10 protein-coding genes, 1 tRNA gene, 1 other RNA gene and 3 pseudogenes are annotated in these 15,252 nt (G+C 65.2%); 12 read left to right on the top strand and 3 right to left on the bottom strand.

What is annotated here, in order from left to right:
• Nucleotides 1-21: 21 nt before the first annotated feature.
• A tRNA-Ser gene (locus RHBS_RS13320) sits at nt 22-109 on the bottom strand.
• A gap of 95 nt (nt 110-204) precedes the next feature.
• Between RHBS_RS13320 and ffs the strand changes: the two genes are divergently transcribed.
• Nucleotides 205-299: signal recognition particle sRNA small type (ffs, locus tag RHBS_RS13315), an RNA gene on the top strand.
• Nucleotides 300-354: 55 nt separating this feature from the next.
• Nucleotides 355-1,641, top strand: coding sequence for an aminotransferase class I/II-fold pyridoxal phosphate-dependent enzyme (locus RHBS_RS13310; RefSeq protein ID WP_121871977.1), 1,287 nt, complete (start codon nt 355-357; stop codon nt 1,639-1,641).
• Nucleotides 1,642-1,694: 53 nt separating this feature from the next.
• Here the strand turns inward: RHBS_RS13310 and RHBS_RS13305 are convergent, their stop codons facing one another.
• Nucleotides 1,695-3,209, bottom strand: coding sequence for an MFS transporter (locus RHBS_RS13305; protein WP_128645780.1), 1,515 nt, complete (start codon nt 3,207-3,209; stop codon nt 1,695-1,697).
• A 103-nt stretch (nt 3,210-3,312) separates the two neighbouring features.
• Between RHBS_RS13305 and RHBS_RS13300 the strand changes: the two genes are divergently transcribed.
• On the top strand, nt 3,313-3,984 hold the full coding sequence (locus RHBS_RS13300; RefSeq protein ID WP_128645779.1) for a TetR/AcrR family transcriptional regulator: 672 nt from the start codon (nt 3,313-3,315) through the stop codon (nt 3,982-3,984).
• Nucleotides 3,985-4,169: 185 nt separating this feature from the next.
• The gene (locus RHBS_RS13295) at nt 4,170-5,420 is read left to right on the top strand and encodes a lipase family protein (RefSeq protein WP_121872906.1); all 1,251 of its coding nucleotides are present in this window, start codon (nt 4,170-4,172) and stop codon (nt 5,418-5,420) included.
• A 36-nt stretch (nt 5,421-5,456) separates the two neighbouring features.
• On the opposite strand, the gene RHBS_RS13290 is transcribed toward RHBS_RS13295, so the two are convergent.
• On the bottom strand, nt 5,457-5,783 hold the full coding sequence (locus tag RHBS_RS13290; protein WP_128645778.1) for a YnfA family protein: 327 nt from the start codon (nt 5,781-5,783) through the stop codon (nt 5,457-5,459).
• Between the two features lie 106 nt (nt 5,784-5,889).
• Between RHBS_RS13290 and phoU the strand changes: the two genes are divergently transcribed.
• From phoU to RHBS_RS30505, 8 genes and pseudogenes are all read left to right on the top strand, one after another.
• Nucleotides 5,890-6,543, top strand: a complete 654-nt coding sequence (gene phoU, locus RHBS_RS13285) for a phosphate signaling complex protein PhoU (protein ID WP_128645777.1) — start codon at nt 5,890-5,892, stop codon at nt 6,541-6,543.
• A gap of 37 nt (nt 6,544-6,580) precedes the next feature.
• Nucleotides 6,581-7,383: pseudogene (locus tag RHBS_RS13280) on the top strand (transglutaminase family protein).
• Between the two features lie 249 nt (nt 7,384-7,632).
• Nucleotides 7,633-10,356 carry a helix-turn-helix transcriptional regulator gene (locus RHBS_RS31520; RefSeq protein ID WP_128645776.1) on the top strand — a complete coding sequence of 908 codons (2,724 nt, stop codon included), beginning with the start codon at nt 7,633-7,635 and terminating at the stop codon, nt 10,354-10,356.
• A 38-nt stretch (nt 10,357-10,394) separates the two neighbouring features.
• Nucleotides 10,395-10,799: a DUF1761 domain-containing protein gene (locus RHBS_RS13270; RefSeq protein ID WP_128645775.1), complete on the top strand. Its 405-nt coding sequence runs from the start codon at nt 10,395-10,397 to the stop codon at nt 10,797-10,799.
• 66 nt (nt 10,800-10,865) lie between these two features.
• A pseudogene (locus RHBS_RS13265) lies at nt 10,866-11,440 on the top strand (HhH-GPD-type base excision DNA repair protein).
• Nucleotides 11,441-11,491: 51 nt separating this feature from the next.
• Nucleotides 11,492-11,800 (top strand): hypothetical protein, encoded by a 309-nt coding sequence (locus RHBS_RS13260; protein ID WP_128645774.1) that lies wholly within the window; start codon nt 11,492-11,494, stop codon nt 11,798-11,800.
• Nucleotides 11,801-12,027: 227 nt separating this feature from the next.
• Nucleotides 12,028-13,383, top strand: a pseudogene (locus RHBS_RS31800) (helicase-associated domain-containing protein); the annotation flags it as partial.
• Between the two features lie 546 nt (nt 13,384-13,929).
• Nucleotides 13,930-15,252: DNA polymerase III subunit gamma and tau (locus RHBS_RS30505; RefSeq protein WP_237669200.1), on the top strand; the 1,323-nt coding region annotated here is incomplete at its 3' end.

Raw genomic sequence — 15,252 nt, 5'->3', positions numbered from 1 at the left:
GACATGTCACGGGGGCTTCTCTGGCGGAGGATAGGGGATTTGAACCCCTGAGGGCGTTAACCCAACCCGCGTTCCAGGCGAGCGCCATAGGCCACTAGGCGAATCCTCCGTGGGGGAGCTTACCCGGTTACCCCCAACATCTCCCAAATCGGGAGGCGCGAAGGGTGGTGATGTGTTGCCCGACGGGAGGCGGCTACACTTTCCAATGGATCCCGCGCGGCGCGCATCCTGTGAACTCCCCCAGGGCCGGAAGGCAGCAAGGGTCAATGGGCTCTGCCGGGTGCGCGGGGTCCCCTTTATTTTCAGCGACATCTGAATTGTCCGGGGAACCCAGTCACCGAGAGGCCGCTCCGCATGCCAGCGCAAACCCAGTTGGGTCTGATGAACCATGAGGAGCTCGCCTCCGAGCACGAGCGGCAGAGCGCGAAGTACACGCAGCTCAAGTCCGAGAGCCTGAAGCTCGATCTCACTCGCGGCAAGCCGTCCCCCGAGCAGCTCGATCTCGCCGCCGAGCTGTTGACGCTCCCCGGAGCGGACTACAAGGACGGCAACGGCACCGATTGCCGCAACTACGGCGGCCTCGCAGGCCTGCCGGAACTGCGCGCCATCTTCGGTGAACTGCTCGGCATCCCGGTGAAGAACTTGCTCGCCGGCAACAATGCGAGCCTCGAGATCATGCAGGACCTGGTGGTCTGGGCGCTGCTGCACGGTCTGCCGGATTCCCCGCGCGCCTGGTCGGCCGAACCGAACGTTCGCTTCCTCTGCCCGGCCCCCGGCTACGACCGGCACTTCGCGATCACCGAGAGCTTCGGCATCGAGATGATCCCGGTTCCGATGGGTCCCGACGGTCCGGACGTGCACGAGATCGCCAACTTGGTGGCGTCGGATCCGCAGATCAAAGGCATGTGGGTGGTGCCCAACTACGCGAATCCCACCGGTGCCGTCTACTCCGAAGAAGTAGTGAGCGCGTTGGCCACCATGCCTACTGCTGCCCCCGACTTCCGACTCTTCTGGGACAACGCCTACGCGGTGCATCCACTGACCGAGGAATTTGCGCCGTCGTACGACGTCATCGGCATGGCTTCCGAGGCGGGTTTCCCCAATCGTGCGTTCGTGTTCGCGTCGACGTCGAAGGTGACGTTCGCCGGTGCGGGCGTCAGCTTCTTCGGCAGCTCCGAGGAGAACCTCGCTTGGTACCAGAAGCACCTCGGCAAGAAGAGCATCGGACCGGACAAGCTGAATCAGCTGCGGCACCTGCGCTTCTTCGGTGATGCCGAGGGCGTGCGGGCGCACATGGCCAAGCATCGCGAGATCCTCAAGCCCAAGTTCGCCCTGGTGCAGCAGATTCTCGAAGACCGGCTCGGTGCGTCGAAGATCGCGTCCTGGACCGAACCGAAGGGCGGCTACTTCATCAGCCTCGACGTGCTCGAGGGCACGGCCGCACGGTCGATCGCGCTGGCCAAGGACGCCGGAATTGCGCTGACGGCCGCCGGCTCGGCCTTCCCGTACGGAAAAGATCCGGAAGACAAGAACATTCGCCTCGCCCCGAGCTTCCCGTCGCTCGGTGAGCTGGAGAAGTCGATGGACGGCGTCGCGACCTGCGTGTTGCTGGCCGCGACCGAGAAGCTGCTCGAAGGCTAGTGGTGTGGTTATGTGCCTCAGGGGGCGCATAACCACACCACTGCCGTAGGCACTCAGTGCCCGACGACAACCGCACCTTCGGGGGCCGAAGGCAACGGTCCGTTCTTCAGGAGCACGGCCGAGAGCACTGCGCCGAGCAGGAAGATTCCCGACGCCCACCAGAACGTGGTGGTGTAGCTGGCGATCTCCGCGTTGGCCTGCAGCAAGGCCGCGTCGGTTGCCGTCGCCAGGTTGGAGCTGACGTAGCCGGTCGCCGCGTTGGCGGCCACGGTGCTCAGCAGCGCAGTGCCGATCGAGCCGCCGACCTGCTGCATCGTGTTCACCGTTGCCGACGCGACGCCGGAGTCGTCCGGGTCGACTCCCGAGATCGCGCCCTGCATGGCCGGGGCCATGGTGGCACCGAGTCCGAGGCCCATGATGACCAGGCCGGGCAGGATGTGCGTGACGTAGCTGCTGTCGATGGAGATCTGCGTCAGCAGCGCCATGCCGATCGAGGCGACGACCAGGCCGGTCGTCATCAGAATGCGCGGCCCGAAGCGGGGGAGAATCAGCGCCGTCGACAGCGTCGCGGTGAGGATCAGTGACGCGATCATCGGCATGAAGGCGAACCCGGTGGTGATGGGTGTGTACTTCAGGGTGTTCTGCAGGTAGTAGGTCAGGAACAGGAACACCGCGAACATGCCGGCTCCGGTGACGAACACGGCCAGGAACGATCCTGCACGGGTGCGGTCGAGAACGATCCGCAGCGGCAGCAACGGGTGCTCGACGCGCATCTGGATGGTCACGAACACTGCGAGCAGAACGACACCTGCGGCGAGGAAACCGAGGGTGACCGCGTTGCTCCAGCCGTCGGACTCGGCGTGTGCGAAGCCGTAGACGATGGAGAACAGTGCAGCCGATACAGCCAGGGTGCCGGGGATGTCGAGCTTGGGCCGGACGTCCACCTTGTGCTTGGCCAGGAACAGGAATCCGCCGACGAAGGCGATCGCCGCGAAGATCAGGTTGACGTAGAGGCTCCAGCGCCAGTTCGCCCATTCGGTGAGCACGCCGCCGAGAAGCAGGCCGAGTGCGCCTCCGCCGCCGGCGATGGCACCGAAGATACCGAATGCCTTGGCTCTTTCCTTGGTGTCGGTGAAGGTGGTGGCCAGCAGTGACAGAGCGGCGGGGGCGAGCAGAGCTCCGAAGACGCCTTGACCGGCGCGTGCCGCGACCAGCATGCCGAAGTTGACGGCGGCGCCGCCCACCGCCGACATGAGCGCGAAGCCGACGAGGCCGATGAGGAAGGTGTTGCGGCGACCGAAGAGGTCGCTGAGCCGCCCGCCGAGAAGCAGCAGGCTGCCGAACGCGAGGGCGTAGGCGGTGACGATCCAGGAGCGGTTGGCATTATCGAAGCCCAGGTCGAGCTGGGCTGCGGGCAGCGCGATGTTCACGATGGTCGCGTCGAGCACGACCATGAGCTGGGCCAGTCCGAGCGTGGCGAGAATCAGCCAGCGATTCCGATGCGCACGTTCGTCCGCCGGCGTGGTCGACGTCGCGTCGCCCACGTTCTCCGATGAAAGGGTGGTCATGAGTCCTCGGTTCGACTATGCGGAGGTGTATCCTCCGGTTGTAGAACAAGGTAGCAGCGAAGTGGAGGAATGTCCTCCGCTTATCGGGTGAAACGGACATCGAATGAGTGTGAGAGCCGACACATCGGGAGCGAAGCCCCTCCGTGCGGACGCCGAGCGCAACCGTCGACGCATCGTCGACGCGGCCCGCGAGCTGTTCGCCTCACGGGGCATCGACATCACGCTCGACGACGTCGCTGCGCACGCCAAGGTGGGCGTCGGAACTGTCTATCGCCGCTTCTCGTGCAAGGAAGAGCTGATCGACGGCGTGTTCGAGCAGCGTCTCGTGGACATGCTCGAGAACGCCGAGCGTGCACTCGCGGCCGAGGATCCATGGGACGGGCTGGTGCAGTTCCTCGGCGATGTGTGCGCGGGAATGGCACTCGATCGGGGACTCGGAGACGTCGTTCTCGGGTCCGATCAGGGCTGCCACGGAATCGCACAGGTGCGTCAGCGGATAGATCCGTTCTTCGCGAAGATCGTCGAGCGGACCCGGGCGTCCGGCCAGCTACGGCCCGACATCGAGGTCAACGACTTCTACCCGATACTCGGCATGATCGGTTCCGCTGTCGAGTTCTCCACCTCCGTCGATGCCCAGAACTGGCGTCGCTACTTCACCGTGCTGCTCGACGGTCTCCGCGGGGACGGAGTCCCTCTCACCGAGCTGCCGGGCCGACCCTTCACCGACGCCGAAGTCGACGTGGCCAAAGCGGCGCTGCACCGTCGCCGCCGCTGAACGAACAGGGTCCACGTCACGAAACCCTTTGCGTTGTGCGATCGATCACGTAGGGTCCCTAGCGGAATTGAGTGCTACCCGATGTACCGCGTACTCGGGAGCTGGGGATCGACGTTGGGGGATTCGAGTTGCGTTCGACACGTGTCATTTTTTCGGCAGTGGCGGTATCCGCAGTGCTCATCGGTATGGCCAATCCGATCGCATCTGCAGCCCCGGGCTCTGGATCGTCGACGGGTTCGACCGTCGAATCGGACTTCTACGTACCGCCGAGCCCGCTGCCCGCAGGCTCCCCGGGTGACGTGATCCGGTCCGAGCCGTCGCATCTCGCTCTGTCGGTCCCCGGGATCGGTGGCCCTCTGCCGGGTGCCGCAACGCGAATCATGTATCGCAGCAACGATTCCAACGGCGCAGCGAATGCCGTCACGGGAACCTACATCGATCCTGCCGCACCGTGGACCGGGCCCGGCCCGCGTCCGCTCGTCGTCCTCGCCCCGGGAACCCAGGGCCAGGGCGATCAGTGCGCGCCGTCGAAGATGCTCAACAACGTCATCACCTACACCCCGCCGCTCGGCTTCATGGTCGAGTACGAGGTGCTCGCGGCATACGCCCTGCTCTCGCAGGGATACGGCGTCGTCATCACCGACTACGAGGGCCTCGGTACCCCCGGTGCGCACACCTACGTCAACCGCGCATCGGAAGCTCACGCTGTGCTCGACGCGGCCCGCGCAGCGCAGAACCTGCAGGGCACCAAGATCTCCGCGGACGGCCCGGTCGCGGCGTACGGCTACTCGCAGGGCGGTGGAGCAGCCGCTGCTGCAGCGGAACTCGCGGAGGAGTACGCACCGGAGATGAATCTGGTCGGCACCTACGCGGGCGCCCCACCTGCCGATCTGAAGCAGACCCTCGAGCAGGTCGACGGCACCATTCTCACCGGCGTGATCGGCTACACCCTGAACGGTCTGCTCAACTCCGATCCCGATCTCCAGCCGCTGCTCGACGAGAACATCAACGACGCAGGCAAGGCCATGCTGAACCTGGTGGCGAACCAGTGTGTGGGAGAAACGATTCTGAACGTCGGGCTGCACCGCACGAACGAGTACACCAAGACCGGTGAGCCGCTCTCGGTGGTACTCGACAGGCTGCCGAGAGCTCAGGAGATCCTGGCCAAGAACAAGATCGGCCAGCGCACGCCCAACGCTCCGGTGCTGATCCAGTCCGGCACCTCCGACGACATCGTGCCTCACGGACAGGCCGTCGGCCTGGCCGGTGACTGGTGCGGCAAGGGTGCCACCGTGCAGCTGAGCGCCGCGCAGATTCCGGCCATCGTCCCGGGTTCCGGTGCCGGACATCTGATTCCGGACATCCTCGGACTCGGCGAGGCGCAGAACTGGATCAAGGACCGCTTCTACGGAGTGCCCGCACCGTCCAACTGCTGAATCGGCAACACCTGGATCATGTACGGCCCGCGCAGCTCAGCGCGCGTACATGATCACCGCGACGCCGATCAGTGCGATCGACGATCCGGCGATGTCCCAGCGATCGGGCCGGAAGCCGTCGGCCACCATCGCCCACAGCAGTGATCCCGCGACGAACACACCGCCGTATGCCGCCAGGATCCGACCGAAATTGGCGTCGGGCTGCAGCGTCGCCACGAAACCGTAGGCACCGAGGGCGATCACGCCCGCTCCCGCCCAGAGCCACCCGCGATGCTCGCGGATTCCCTGCCACACCAGCCATGCCCCACCTATCTCGAACACGGCTGCCACCGCGAACAGCATGACCGACTTCACAATGTTCATGCGACAAAGGCTCCCACAGTGCCGAGCTGGTGTAGAAGGATGCATTCGGGGGTAACAGACCTACAGGCCCCGCGTCGTGGGCCGATTCGGTAGGGGTGAGTAGTACATGCGGGACAGTTATACGGAGACGCTCGACACGATGGCGTCGAATCTGTCCGAACTGTCGAGAATTGCCGAGAAGGCAATGGTCGACGCCACCCGAGCCTTGCTCACCGCCGACATCGTCCTGGCCGAGCAGACCATCGAATACCGCGAAGAGATCGACATCCTCGCAGTCGAGTGGGAGCACGGAGCGTTCGGCTTCCTGGCCCTGCAGGCACCCGTTGCCCACGATCTACGACGCGTCGTCTCCGGAATCAACATCGTCGCCGATCTACAGCGAATGGGCGGCCTGGCCGTGCACATCGCCGAACTGGCCCGTCGTCGCCACCCCGCGCACGTCCTGCCACCCGAGGTCGAGGGCGTGTTCGAGCAGATGGGTCGAGTTGCCGTCGCGCAGGCCGAGGCGACGCAACGCGTACTCGAAACCCGAGACGCCGAACTCGCCGCCGATCTGCGAATCCAGGATCAGGAAATGGACGCACTGCACCGCAGCCTGTTCATGCTGACTTCTGCACCCGACTGGCCGCACGGCGTGCCGGCCGCAGTGGACATCACGCTGCTCGGACGCTTCTACGAGCGATACTCCGACCACACCGTCGAGGTCGCCAAACGAGTCATCTTCCTGGTGACCGGCGATCGCCCCACCGACGAGTCATAGTCTGCGCAAACGGCTCGAAGATGGCAGGATCGGCACGATGAAACGTGACGTCTCTGCGTACCTCGATGTCGACGTGACCGAGGCCAGCACCCTCGAGTTCCAGATCGCAATCGCACCTCATCCAGGAACCGATGTGTGGGAAGCGCTCTCGTTCACACTCGACGGTCAGCCGATCGAGGCGCAGGAGATCAGCGGTGCTCACGGCACCCGCATCCACAAGATTCACGCCGACGTCGGCAAGCTCGAGGCGTCGTACTCGGCGACCATCTACGGCAACACCGAGCCTGCACCGGTCTCCGACTACGACCTCTCGCTGTACCTGCGGCCCAGTCGATACTCCGAGGCGGACAAGTTCTTCGGTTTCGCGGCAACGGAATTCGGTTCCTACCCGCCGTCCGAAAAACTGCTCGCCGAGTCTCGTCCTGGGTCGGGGCGCGGCTGAGCTACGTCCCGGGCAGCAGCGACCCCATCGACGGCGCGGTCGACACCCTCCTCGCCGGTGCCGGAGTCTGCCGCGATTACACCCACCTCGTCGTGGCCCTGCTGCGTGCGGTCAACGTCCCCGCGCGACTGGTCGCGGTGTACGCACCGGGCTGCGACCCCATGGACTTCCACGCGGTCGCCGAAGCATTCGTCGAAGGCCAGTGGCGAGTGGTGGACGCGACGTGCCTCGCACCTCGATCGACCCTGGTGCGCATCGCCACCGGACGCGACGCATCCGACACCGCCTTCCTCGACAACCACGGCGGATCGATCATCCTCAACAGCGCCGTCGTCGGAGCCGTCGTCGACGGTCCACTGCCCTTCGACGACATCACCCAGTTGGTGTCGATCACCTGACCGGTCCCTTGTGAGGTAATCGCGTCGGCTGTTCCCTAGGGCGCTCGCACGACGGTTCGCCCGAAGATAGGGAACTCGTCCGATGTGTGGACGGTGCGGCGGAGCCAGAGTGAGTTCCATGCACTCCACCTATGATGCCCTGGCCGATCATGAACGCCGTGTTGCCGATTCGCTGCGAGCGTACGACCGCCGAGTGCGCAGGCGCGCACAGAACGACCGCCGGCCACGAGAGCGGCGTAGTTTGTTGGCGTGGCTCGCACTCTGATCGGACGGGGCGCCGAACTGGCAGCGCTCGAACAGGTCGTCGCCGATGCTGCCCGAGGCGTACCTGCCGCGGCCGTCGTGTCCGGTGACGCCGGTGTCGGCAAAACGCGACTGCTGGCAGAACTGCGGCGCAATGCGGAAGCACGCGGAACTCGGGTACTGGTCGGGCGGTGCTTGGACCTCGGTGAGGTCGGTATTCCGTATCTCGCGTTCACCGAATTGTTCGGTCCACTCCAACACACCACACGGACCGAACTGTTCGATGCTGCCCTCGTCGCGCTGACTGCAGCCGGGGCCGACCGCTCGGCGCTCCTCATCGTCGAGGATGCGCACTGGGCGGACACCTCCACCCGTGAGCTCATGACATTTCTGCTGTCGAGACTCGCGAAAACGCATGTTTCCCTGGTGATCTCGTATCGTAGTGATGATCTGCATCGCAAACACCCACTCCGACAGTCGCTCTCCGAGTGGACACGTCTGAGCTACGTCCGTCGAGTCGACCTGACTGCTCTCGACGCCGAATCGTCGTATCGCCTCCTCGATTCGCTTCCCGTAGCAACGGATGTGGCATCCCGGGACGTCATCGTGGAGCGATCGGGTGGCAACCCTTTTTTCATCGAAGAACTCGTATCTGCCGGCCAGCGTCCCGGATCGTCGATTCCGCCGGGCCTTGCCGAGCTACTGCTGGTCCGGCTCGACGCCTTGTCGCCCACGGCGAAGTCGGTAGCCGAAACGATGGCGGTGGGTGGCCCCCGCGTCGCGCACGAGGTTCTGGCAGCGGTGACCGGTCTGGACGAAGACCGGCTCGAAGACGTGATCCGCGAGATCGTCGACGCCCGGCTCGTGGAGACCACCGACTTCTACTACGTCTTTCGCCACGCGCTCCTGGCCGAGGCCATCTACGACGACGTCCTGCCCGGTCGTCGTGCGAGGTTGCATGCCACTTTCGTCGATACGCTCACCGAACACCGACATCGTGGCGCTGCCGCGGATCTGGCTCGACACGCAGGATTGGCCCACGATCTGCCGAAGGCGTTCGGAGCCCACGTCGATGCGGGCCGCGAGGCGATGACGCTGGCTGCACCTGCTGAGGCTATGGCTCACCTCGCCGCCGCACTGGAACTGCGACAGCCGCAATGGGAGCCGACGGAAACGGCACTGGTGTTGGAATACGCGTTGGCGTCGACGACAGCAGGGCAGGACCTGCGGGCGCTCTCCGTCGTCCGCGCCGAACTGGAACGGGGTGGGGATGCGTTGACGATCCCCGAGCGACTCGACTTGTTGCACGCCGAGGCGACATCGGCTCTGGCGATCGAACGTGAGGATTCGGCCCTGGCGGCCGTCGAGCAGGCTTTGATCATCGCGGCCACGGAGGAATTCGCCCCATGGAGAGTGCAATTGACCGCTCTCGGTGCCCGGATAACCGATTCGTTGGGCAGGGAAGATCAGTCACTCGCCTGGGCCGAGGAATCTGTGCGTATCGCAGAGTCCCTCGGCGACCCGGGGCGGTCGGCAGATGCACGGATTACGCTGGCGCGCTTACACGGACGCCACAATGACCCCGCGGCGTCGCGCACGCTCCTCATTCGTACCGCCGCACTCGCGCGAGAAAGCGGTGACATCGGGGATCTGCTGCGCAGCAAGTTCAATCTCGGAATGGTCGAATTCGACGACGGTAATTTCCTATCGGCCCAGGAATCGTTCCAGGAGGCAGTCGAGATCGCTCGATCCACGGGCCGCCAATGGACGCCCTACGGCGTCGGGGCGCGTGTCCAGCTTGCGAACGTGCGCTACTACTCGGGTGACTGGATACTGGCCCTTGCCGACTTGGCTCAGATCGATTCGGTCGCACCACCTTTGGGTTCGGCCGAGCAACTGTGCGCAGGATTTCAGATTCGAGCCGCAATCGGGGACGAGGAACTCACGGCCGACATCGAACGCGTTCGACCCTTCGAATCTCAGGATGGCCTCATCACGATTCTGACGAGCGCAGCTGTTGCCTATACAGCGTTGTGCAACGGGCGGTTCGGCGAAGTGATCACCTGCCTCGAAGCCGCTGTCGCCACCGTGGGCGCGCAATGGCACAACCCATGGTTCGGGGGACGCATCAGATTGTCGGTACTGGCGATGGAAGCGGCGCGCCGCGGGTCGACCGTCATCGGAGCTCAGGCCGCACTGGACATCGGATCACGCCTGCACTCCGACATCGAACGCACAGCGAGTTCCAGCCCGTCCTACGGTTGGGAGTCGACCGCATGGATACTGCGAGGCGAGGCCGAGTTGGGTCACCTGCGTCTCAACTGCGGATACGGGCATGCTGCCTCGATAGTGGCGGCATGGCGTGCGGCCGTGGACGCGTTCGCAATTCAGCCGTTCGAGCGTGCCCGTGCCCTGCAGTCGCTTTCCGAAGCCCTCGAGGTGGCCGGTGACCGGTCGGCCGCCGCACACGCGGCCGATGAGGCCATCGCGATCTACGACAGACTCGGGGCCACCGTGAGACTCGGCGATGCGCGTCGGCCCGTGGGTGCGGACCTGTTGACTCGTCGTGAGTGGGACGTTCTGGAACTCCTCGGCGAGGGATACACCAACAAACAGATCGCCGAGCGGCTCGTGATCAGCGTCAAGACCGTCAGCGTGCACGTGTCGAATGTCTTGACCAAACTCGGAGCCCAGAACCGCACGGAAGCAGCGCGCTTCGCGACACGATGAACGGGACGTGTGGAGCTTGTTCGAACAAGGGGGAGCACATGGAACTGAATTGGCTCGGCGTAGTGCTCGCAATCGTGGCAGGCATGGGTGTAGCCGGCATCTGGTACGGCAAGGTCTTCGTTGCCCCGTGGTGGCAACTGACCGGCATCACCCCGCAACAGTCCAAGAACGCCAGCACAAGAAACATGGTGCAGCTTCTTGTCGCCAACAGCATCACTGCCGTGGGTCTGGCAATCGCCATCAGCGTTGCATCGTCGGCTTTCGAGAATGAATCAGTGTGGGTCGCAGTGCTCGTCGGCCTGGTCACGTGGATAGCGTTCTCTGCGACGACGTTGCTTCAGCACAATGCCTTCGAGCTGAAACCCCCCAAGCTGACGCTCATCAACTGCAGCTATCAGCTGGTGTCGTTTCTCGCCATGTCGCTGGTGATCTGGCTGGTGTGAAGGAGTGCATACGGTTCTGTAGCGCCCCGGTCACAGATCGACATCCACCGTGGCAGGATCGATCGCATGTCTCGCACACTGCACCTCGTCGGCGACCCTGAGGCCGACGCACTGCTCGCCGAGGATCCGTTCGCGCTGTTGATCGGCATGCTGCTCGATCAGCAGGTGCCGATGGAATCGGCGTTCGCTGGCCCGAAGAAGCTCGTCGACCGTCTCGGCGACCTGAAGGTCGACACCGTCGCCGACGCCGATCCCGAGGAATTCGCGACCCTGTGCGCGCAGACCCCAGCCGTCCATCGGTTCCCGGGTTCGATGGCCAAGCGCATCCAAGGGCTGGCGGCGTTCCTGGTCGAGAATTACGACGGGAAGCCGCAGGAGATCTGGACTCGCGACGATCCCGACGGTGCCGAAGTGCTGAAGCGACTCAAAGCTCTCCCCGGCTACGGCGATCAAAAGGCACGCATCTTCTCGCGTTGCTCGGCAAGCAGATGGGCGTCACGCCCGACGGGTGGCGCAAGGCCGCCGGAGCGTACGGCGACGACGGTGCGCGTCGATCCATCGCCGACGTGGTGGACGAGAAATCGCTGCTCGAGGTGCGCGAGTTCAAGAAGGCAGCGAAAGCCGCAGCCAAGAACAAATAAGTCTGTCGGTGCCGGTCGTTACAGTGACCAGAACTTTCACCGGGGGGCGAGATGACCGACAGTATCGGGACGTACGAGGGCTGGCTGGCGTCTCTGGACGAGGACGCACTGACCGATCTGCTGCACCGTCGGCCGGACGTGGCCACCGACCCGCCACCGCGCTCGTTCGGCTTGCTCGCGCAGCTGCTCGGTGACCCGTCTCGGGTGTCGATGCTGCCGCGTCGACTCGACAGCGGCGCGCTCGCTCTGCTCGAATTGTTCGCTCTCATGGGCGATCTGAGCCGCGCGAGATCGGGCACTGGGCGAGTGAGGGGTCGATCAACGAGACACCGCACATCGATGCAGCTCTCGCCACACTGACGGCCTACGGGTTGATCTGGCCGCGTTCCTCGCTCGGCGCAGGCACCGTCGAATATTCACCCATCGACCTGTCCGGGGTGTTCTCGCATCCGTTCGGACTTGCCCGCAGGCAGCGAAAGCTGTTCCTGCACTGCGCCGTCGAGCAGGACCGGCTGGCTGTGCTGTCGCTCCTCGGTATCGACCCGGCGCTCGAGCGAGGAACGCGCGCCGACTCCGTTGCAACTGCGATGACGCCCGAGCGCATCCGCGCACTGTTCGACGGCGGGCCGGAGGAGATGCGAGAGATGTTGTCGCGCTTTGTCGATGGCAAGCCGGTGTCACTGATCTTCGATGTTCCTCCGACTGCCGGTGCAGCCGCGTTCGAGCGGGGATTGTTGTATCGCCTCGACGGGCACCGCGTCGAGATGCCGTTGGAGGTGAGTATCGCCCTGCGAGGGGTCGGGTGGCGTCTGCCCATCGAACTCACGCCTCCGGCCCTCGACACCCGAGTGCTCCCACACGACGACGTGCGGCGCACTCGTTCCATCGCCCTGTTGCAGTTCTGCGAACACACACAGGCGTTGCTGACGGCTGTCGACGCCGACGGCCTGACGACGATGAAGACCGGTGGCATCAGTGCCAAGACGCTTCGGTCGTTGACGAGCAGGCTGGTATTCGCCGACGAACACGACACCGCGTTGATGCTGATGCTGGCACGCGAAGCCGGGTTGCTGGCCGAACGCGGGAAGACCGGCGTCGCGTTGACCTCGGCCTACGAGGCATGGCGGACGAGCAGCCGAGCCGAACAGGCAGCCACGCTGGTGACTGCGTGGTGGACTTCGCCGTTCACGCCCACCCACCGAGTGCCCCGTGCGTCGCAGAAAACCGTTCCCGTGCTCAAGAAGATGCTCGACGACCCCGCTGCAGCCGACCTGCGCGCGACGGCGCTGACAGCTCTGCTCCGATACGAGGCCGCCGACTCACCGGTGACGATTCTGCACAGGTCCGAGGAGTTCGCCGGGTACCTGGACTGGCACATCCCGGTCGTCTCGACGAGCGCCGGACCCGGTCACGTGCACGCACTGTGGCTGGAGGCCGGTCGGCTCGGGATACTGGCCGACGGTGCACCGACCGATCTGTGCCGCACTCTCGTCGAGTTCCCCTCGGGTCGAGACGGCGACCCTCGCGAAATTCGTGCGGCACTGGCCGCACAGTTGCAGGACATGGCCGAGTGGGTTCCGTTCTCCGTTCGGCTGTTGCCCGATTCAACGGCGGTGGTGACCGGACCACCGAGTACCGAGGTGGCGTCGATACTCGGCGCGGCCGCGCAGCCCGAGTCCAGAGAGGTGGCGTCGGTCTGGCGGTTCACCCCGGCGACCATCCGAGGCTTCTTCGACGCCGGCGGCACCGGCGAGGAGTTGATCGATGCGTTGACCGCGATGGCCGACACCGAGGTGCCTCAGGCTCTGGGCTACACGATTCGAGACTGCTGGCGCACTTACGGCGCGCTGGCCGTGCGCAGGATCCCCTGCGCCATCGTCTCCGAGGACGTCGTCCTGCTGACGAACATCGAGAGCGACGAGTCCCTGGCCGTACTGCAGTTCCAGCGCCTCGCTCCCACCGTCCTGGTCAGTTCGGCCACGCCGATCGACACCATCGCCGTGCTTCGCAGGCATGGATACTCCCCGGTGCGGCACTCCGACACCGGGCAACTCCAACTCGACAGCGCACCTCGGATCCGTACGGGCGATACCCGACCGACGCATCGTGCCGTCCACCCGGCACGGCACCGACGCGAACCACGCGAAGTCGCGCGGCTCCTGCTGGCCGGCAGCAGCGGAACCGTCGACGAGGCACGAGTGCGGTCTGCACTGGATTCGCACAGCCGGCTGCTGCCGCGGGAGCTGGATCTGTTGACCGACGCCGCAGCGCGCGGCACCCCCCGTCTCGATCGACTACCAGAACTCCAGAGGAGCCATCGTGCGGCACGCGATCTCGGATGCGCTGCAGGACGGACATTGGCTGTACGCGCTCTCGGAATCGACCGGCAGTCGCGAGAGCTTCGCCATCATGAACATCAGAGCGGTATCAACCGGCCAACGATGACCGGCGATGCAACTGTGTCCGTGGTCGCCGGTACCCTTTCGGGCGTGGCCCTCTACCGGAAGTACCGTCCCGCGACGTTCGCCGAGGTCGTCGGTCAGGAGCACGTCACCGAGCCGATCAGCGTGGCGTTGGACAGCAACAGAATCAACCACGCCTACCTCTTCTCCGGGCCGCGCGGCTGCGGAAAGACCTCCTCGGCGCGCATCCTCGCCCGATCGCTGAACTGCGCCGAAGGTCCGACATCGACGCCCTGCGGCGTCTGCAACTCCTGCGTCGCCCTTGCCCCAGGCGGACCGGGCAACTTCGATGTCGTCGAGATGGACGCGGCCAGCCACGGTGGCGTCGACGATGCGCGTGATCTGCGAGACAAGGCCGTGTACGCCCCGGCCGAGTCGCGCTACGTCATTTTCATCATCGACGAGGCACACATGGTGACCCCGGCAGGCTTCAACGCGCTGCTCAAGGTCGTCGAGGAACCGCCCGAGCACCTCGTCTTCATCTTCGCGACCACCGAGCCCGAGAAGGTGCTCCCCACCATCCGCTCGCGTACCCACCACTACCCGTTCCGGCTGCTCGCGCCATCCACTATGCGCGTTCTGCTCGAGAAGATCTGTGGCCAGGAACAGGTCCCGGTCGAGGATGCGGTCTACCCGTTGGTCATCCGCGCCGGCGGCGGATCGCCCCGTGACTCGCTCAGCGTCATGGATCAACTGTTGGCCGGAGCCGGGCCCGAGGGCGTCACGTACCCGCGAGCACTCTCGCTCCTCGGCGTCACCGACGTCGCACTCATCGACGAGGCCGTCGACGCATTGGCCGTGGGCGATGGCGGCGCACTGTTCGGCACCGTCGACAAGGTGATGGACGCCGGCCACGACCCACGTCGCTTCGCCATCGACCTCCTCGATCGCATGCGCGATCTGATCCTGATGAAAGCCGTGCCCGACGCCGGAGAACGCGGTTTGGTCGACGTGCCGGGCGACGTACTCGAGCGACTGCGTGACGAGGCCGATCTGCTCGGTTCGGCGACGCTCACTCGGTACGCCGAGATCGTGCACTCGGGACTCGGCGAGATGCGTGGTGCCACGGCCCCGCGTCTGCTGCTCGAAGTGATGTGCGCCCGCATGTTGCTGCCCTCGGCATCCGATGCGGAATCGGCGGTGCTGCAACGACTCGAACGCGTCGAACGCCGCTTGGACGTCACCCTTCCGGCGGGAGAGCAAGCAGCCGTCGCCCAGGCAGCCGCGGATCCGACGCGACCGCAGCTGCAACCCACCGAGGAGCCCGCACCCTCGGGTCCGGCACCGGTGAGCAAGTTCCAGCGGCCGTCGCAACGCCCACCGGCCGCAGAGCCGGCACCGGCACCGGCA

It is taken from the genome of Rhodococcus sp. BS-15 (assembly GCF_000813105.1).
Lineage (GTDB): Bacteria > Actinomycetota > Actinomycetes > Mycobacteriales > Mycobacteriaceae > Rhodococcoides.
The sequence above is the reverse complement of the archived record's forward strand: the minus strand, read 5'-3'. Positions and strand labels throughout refer to the sequence as shown.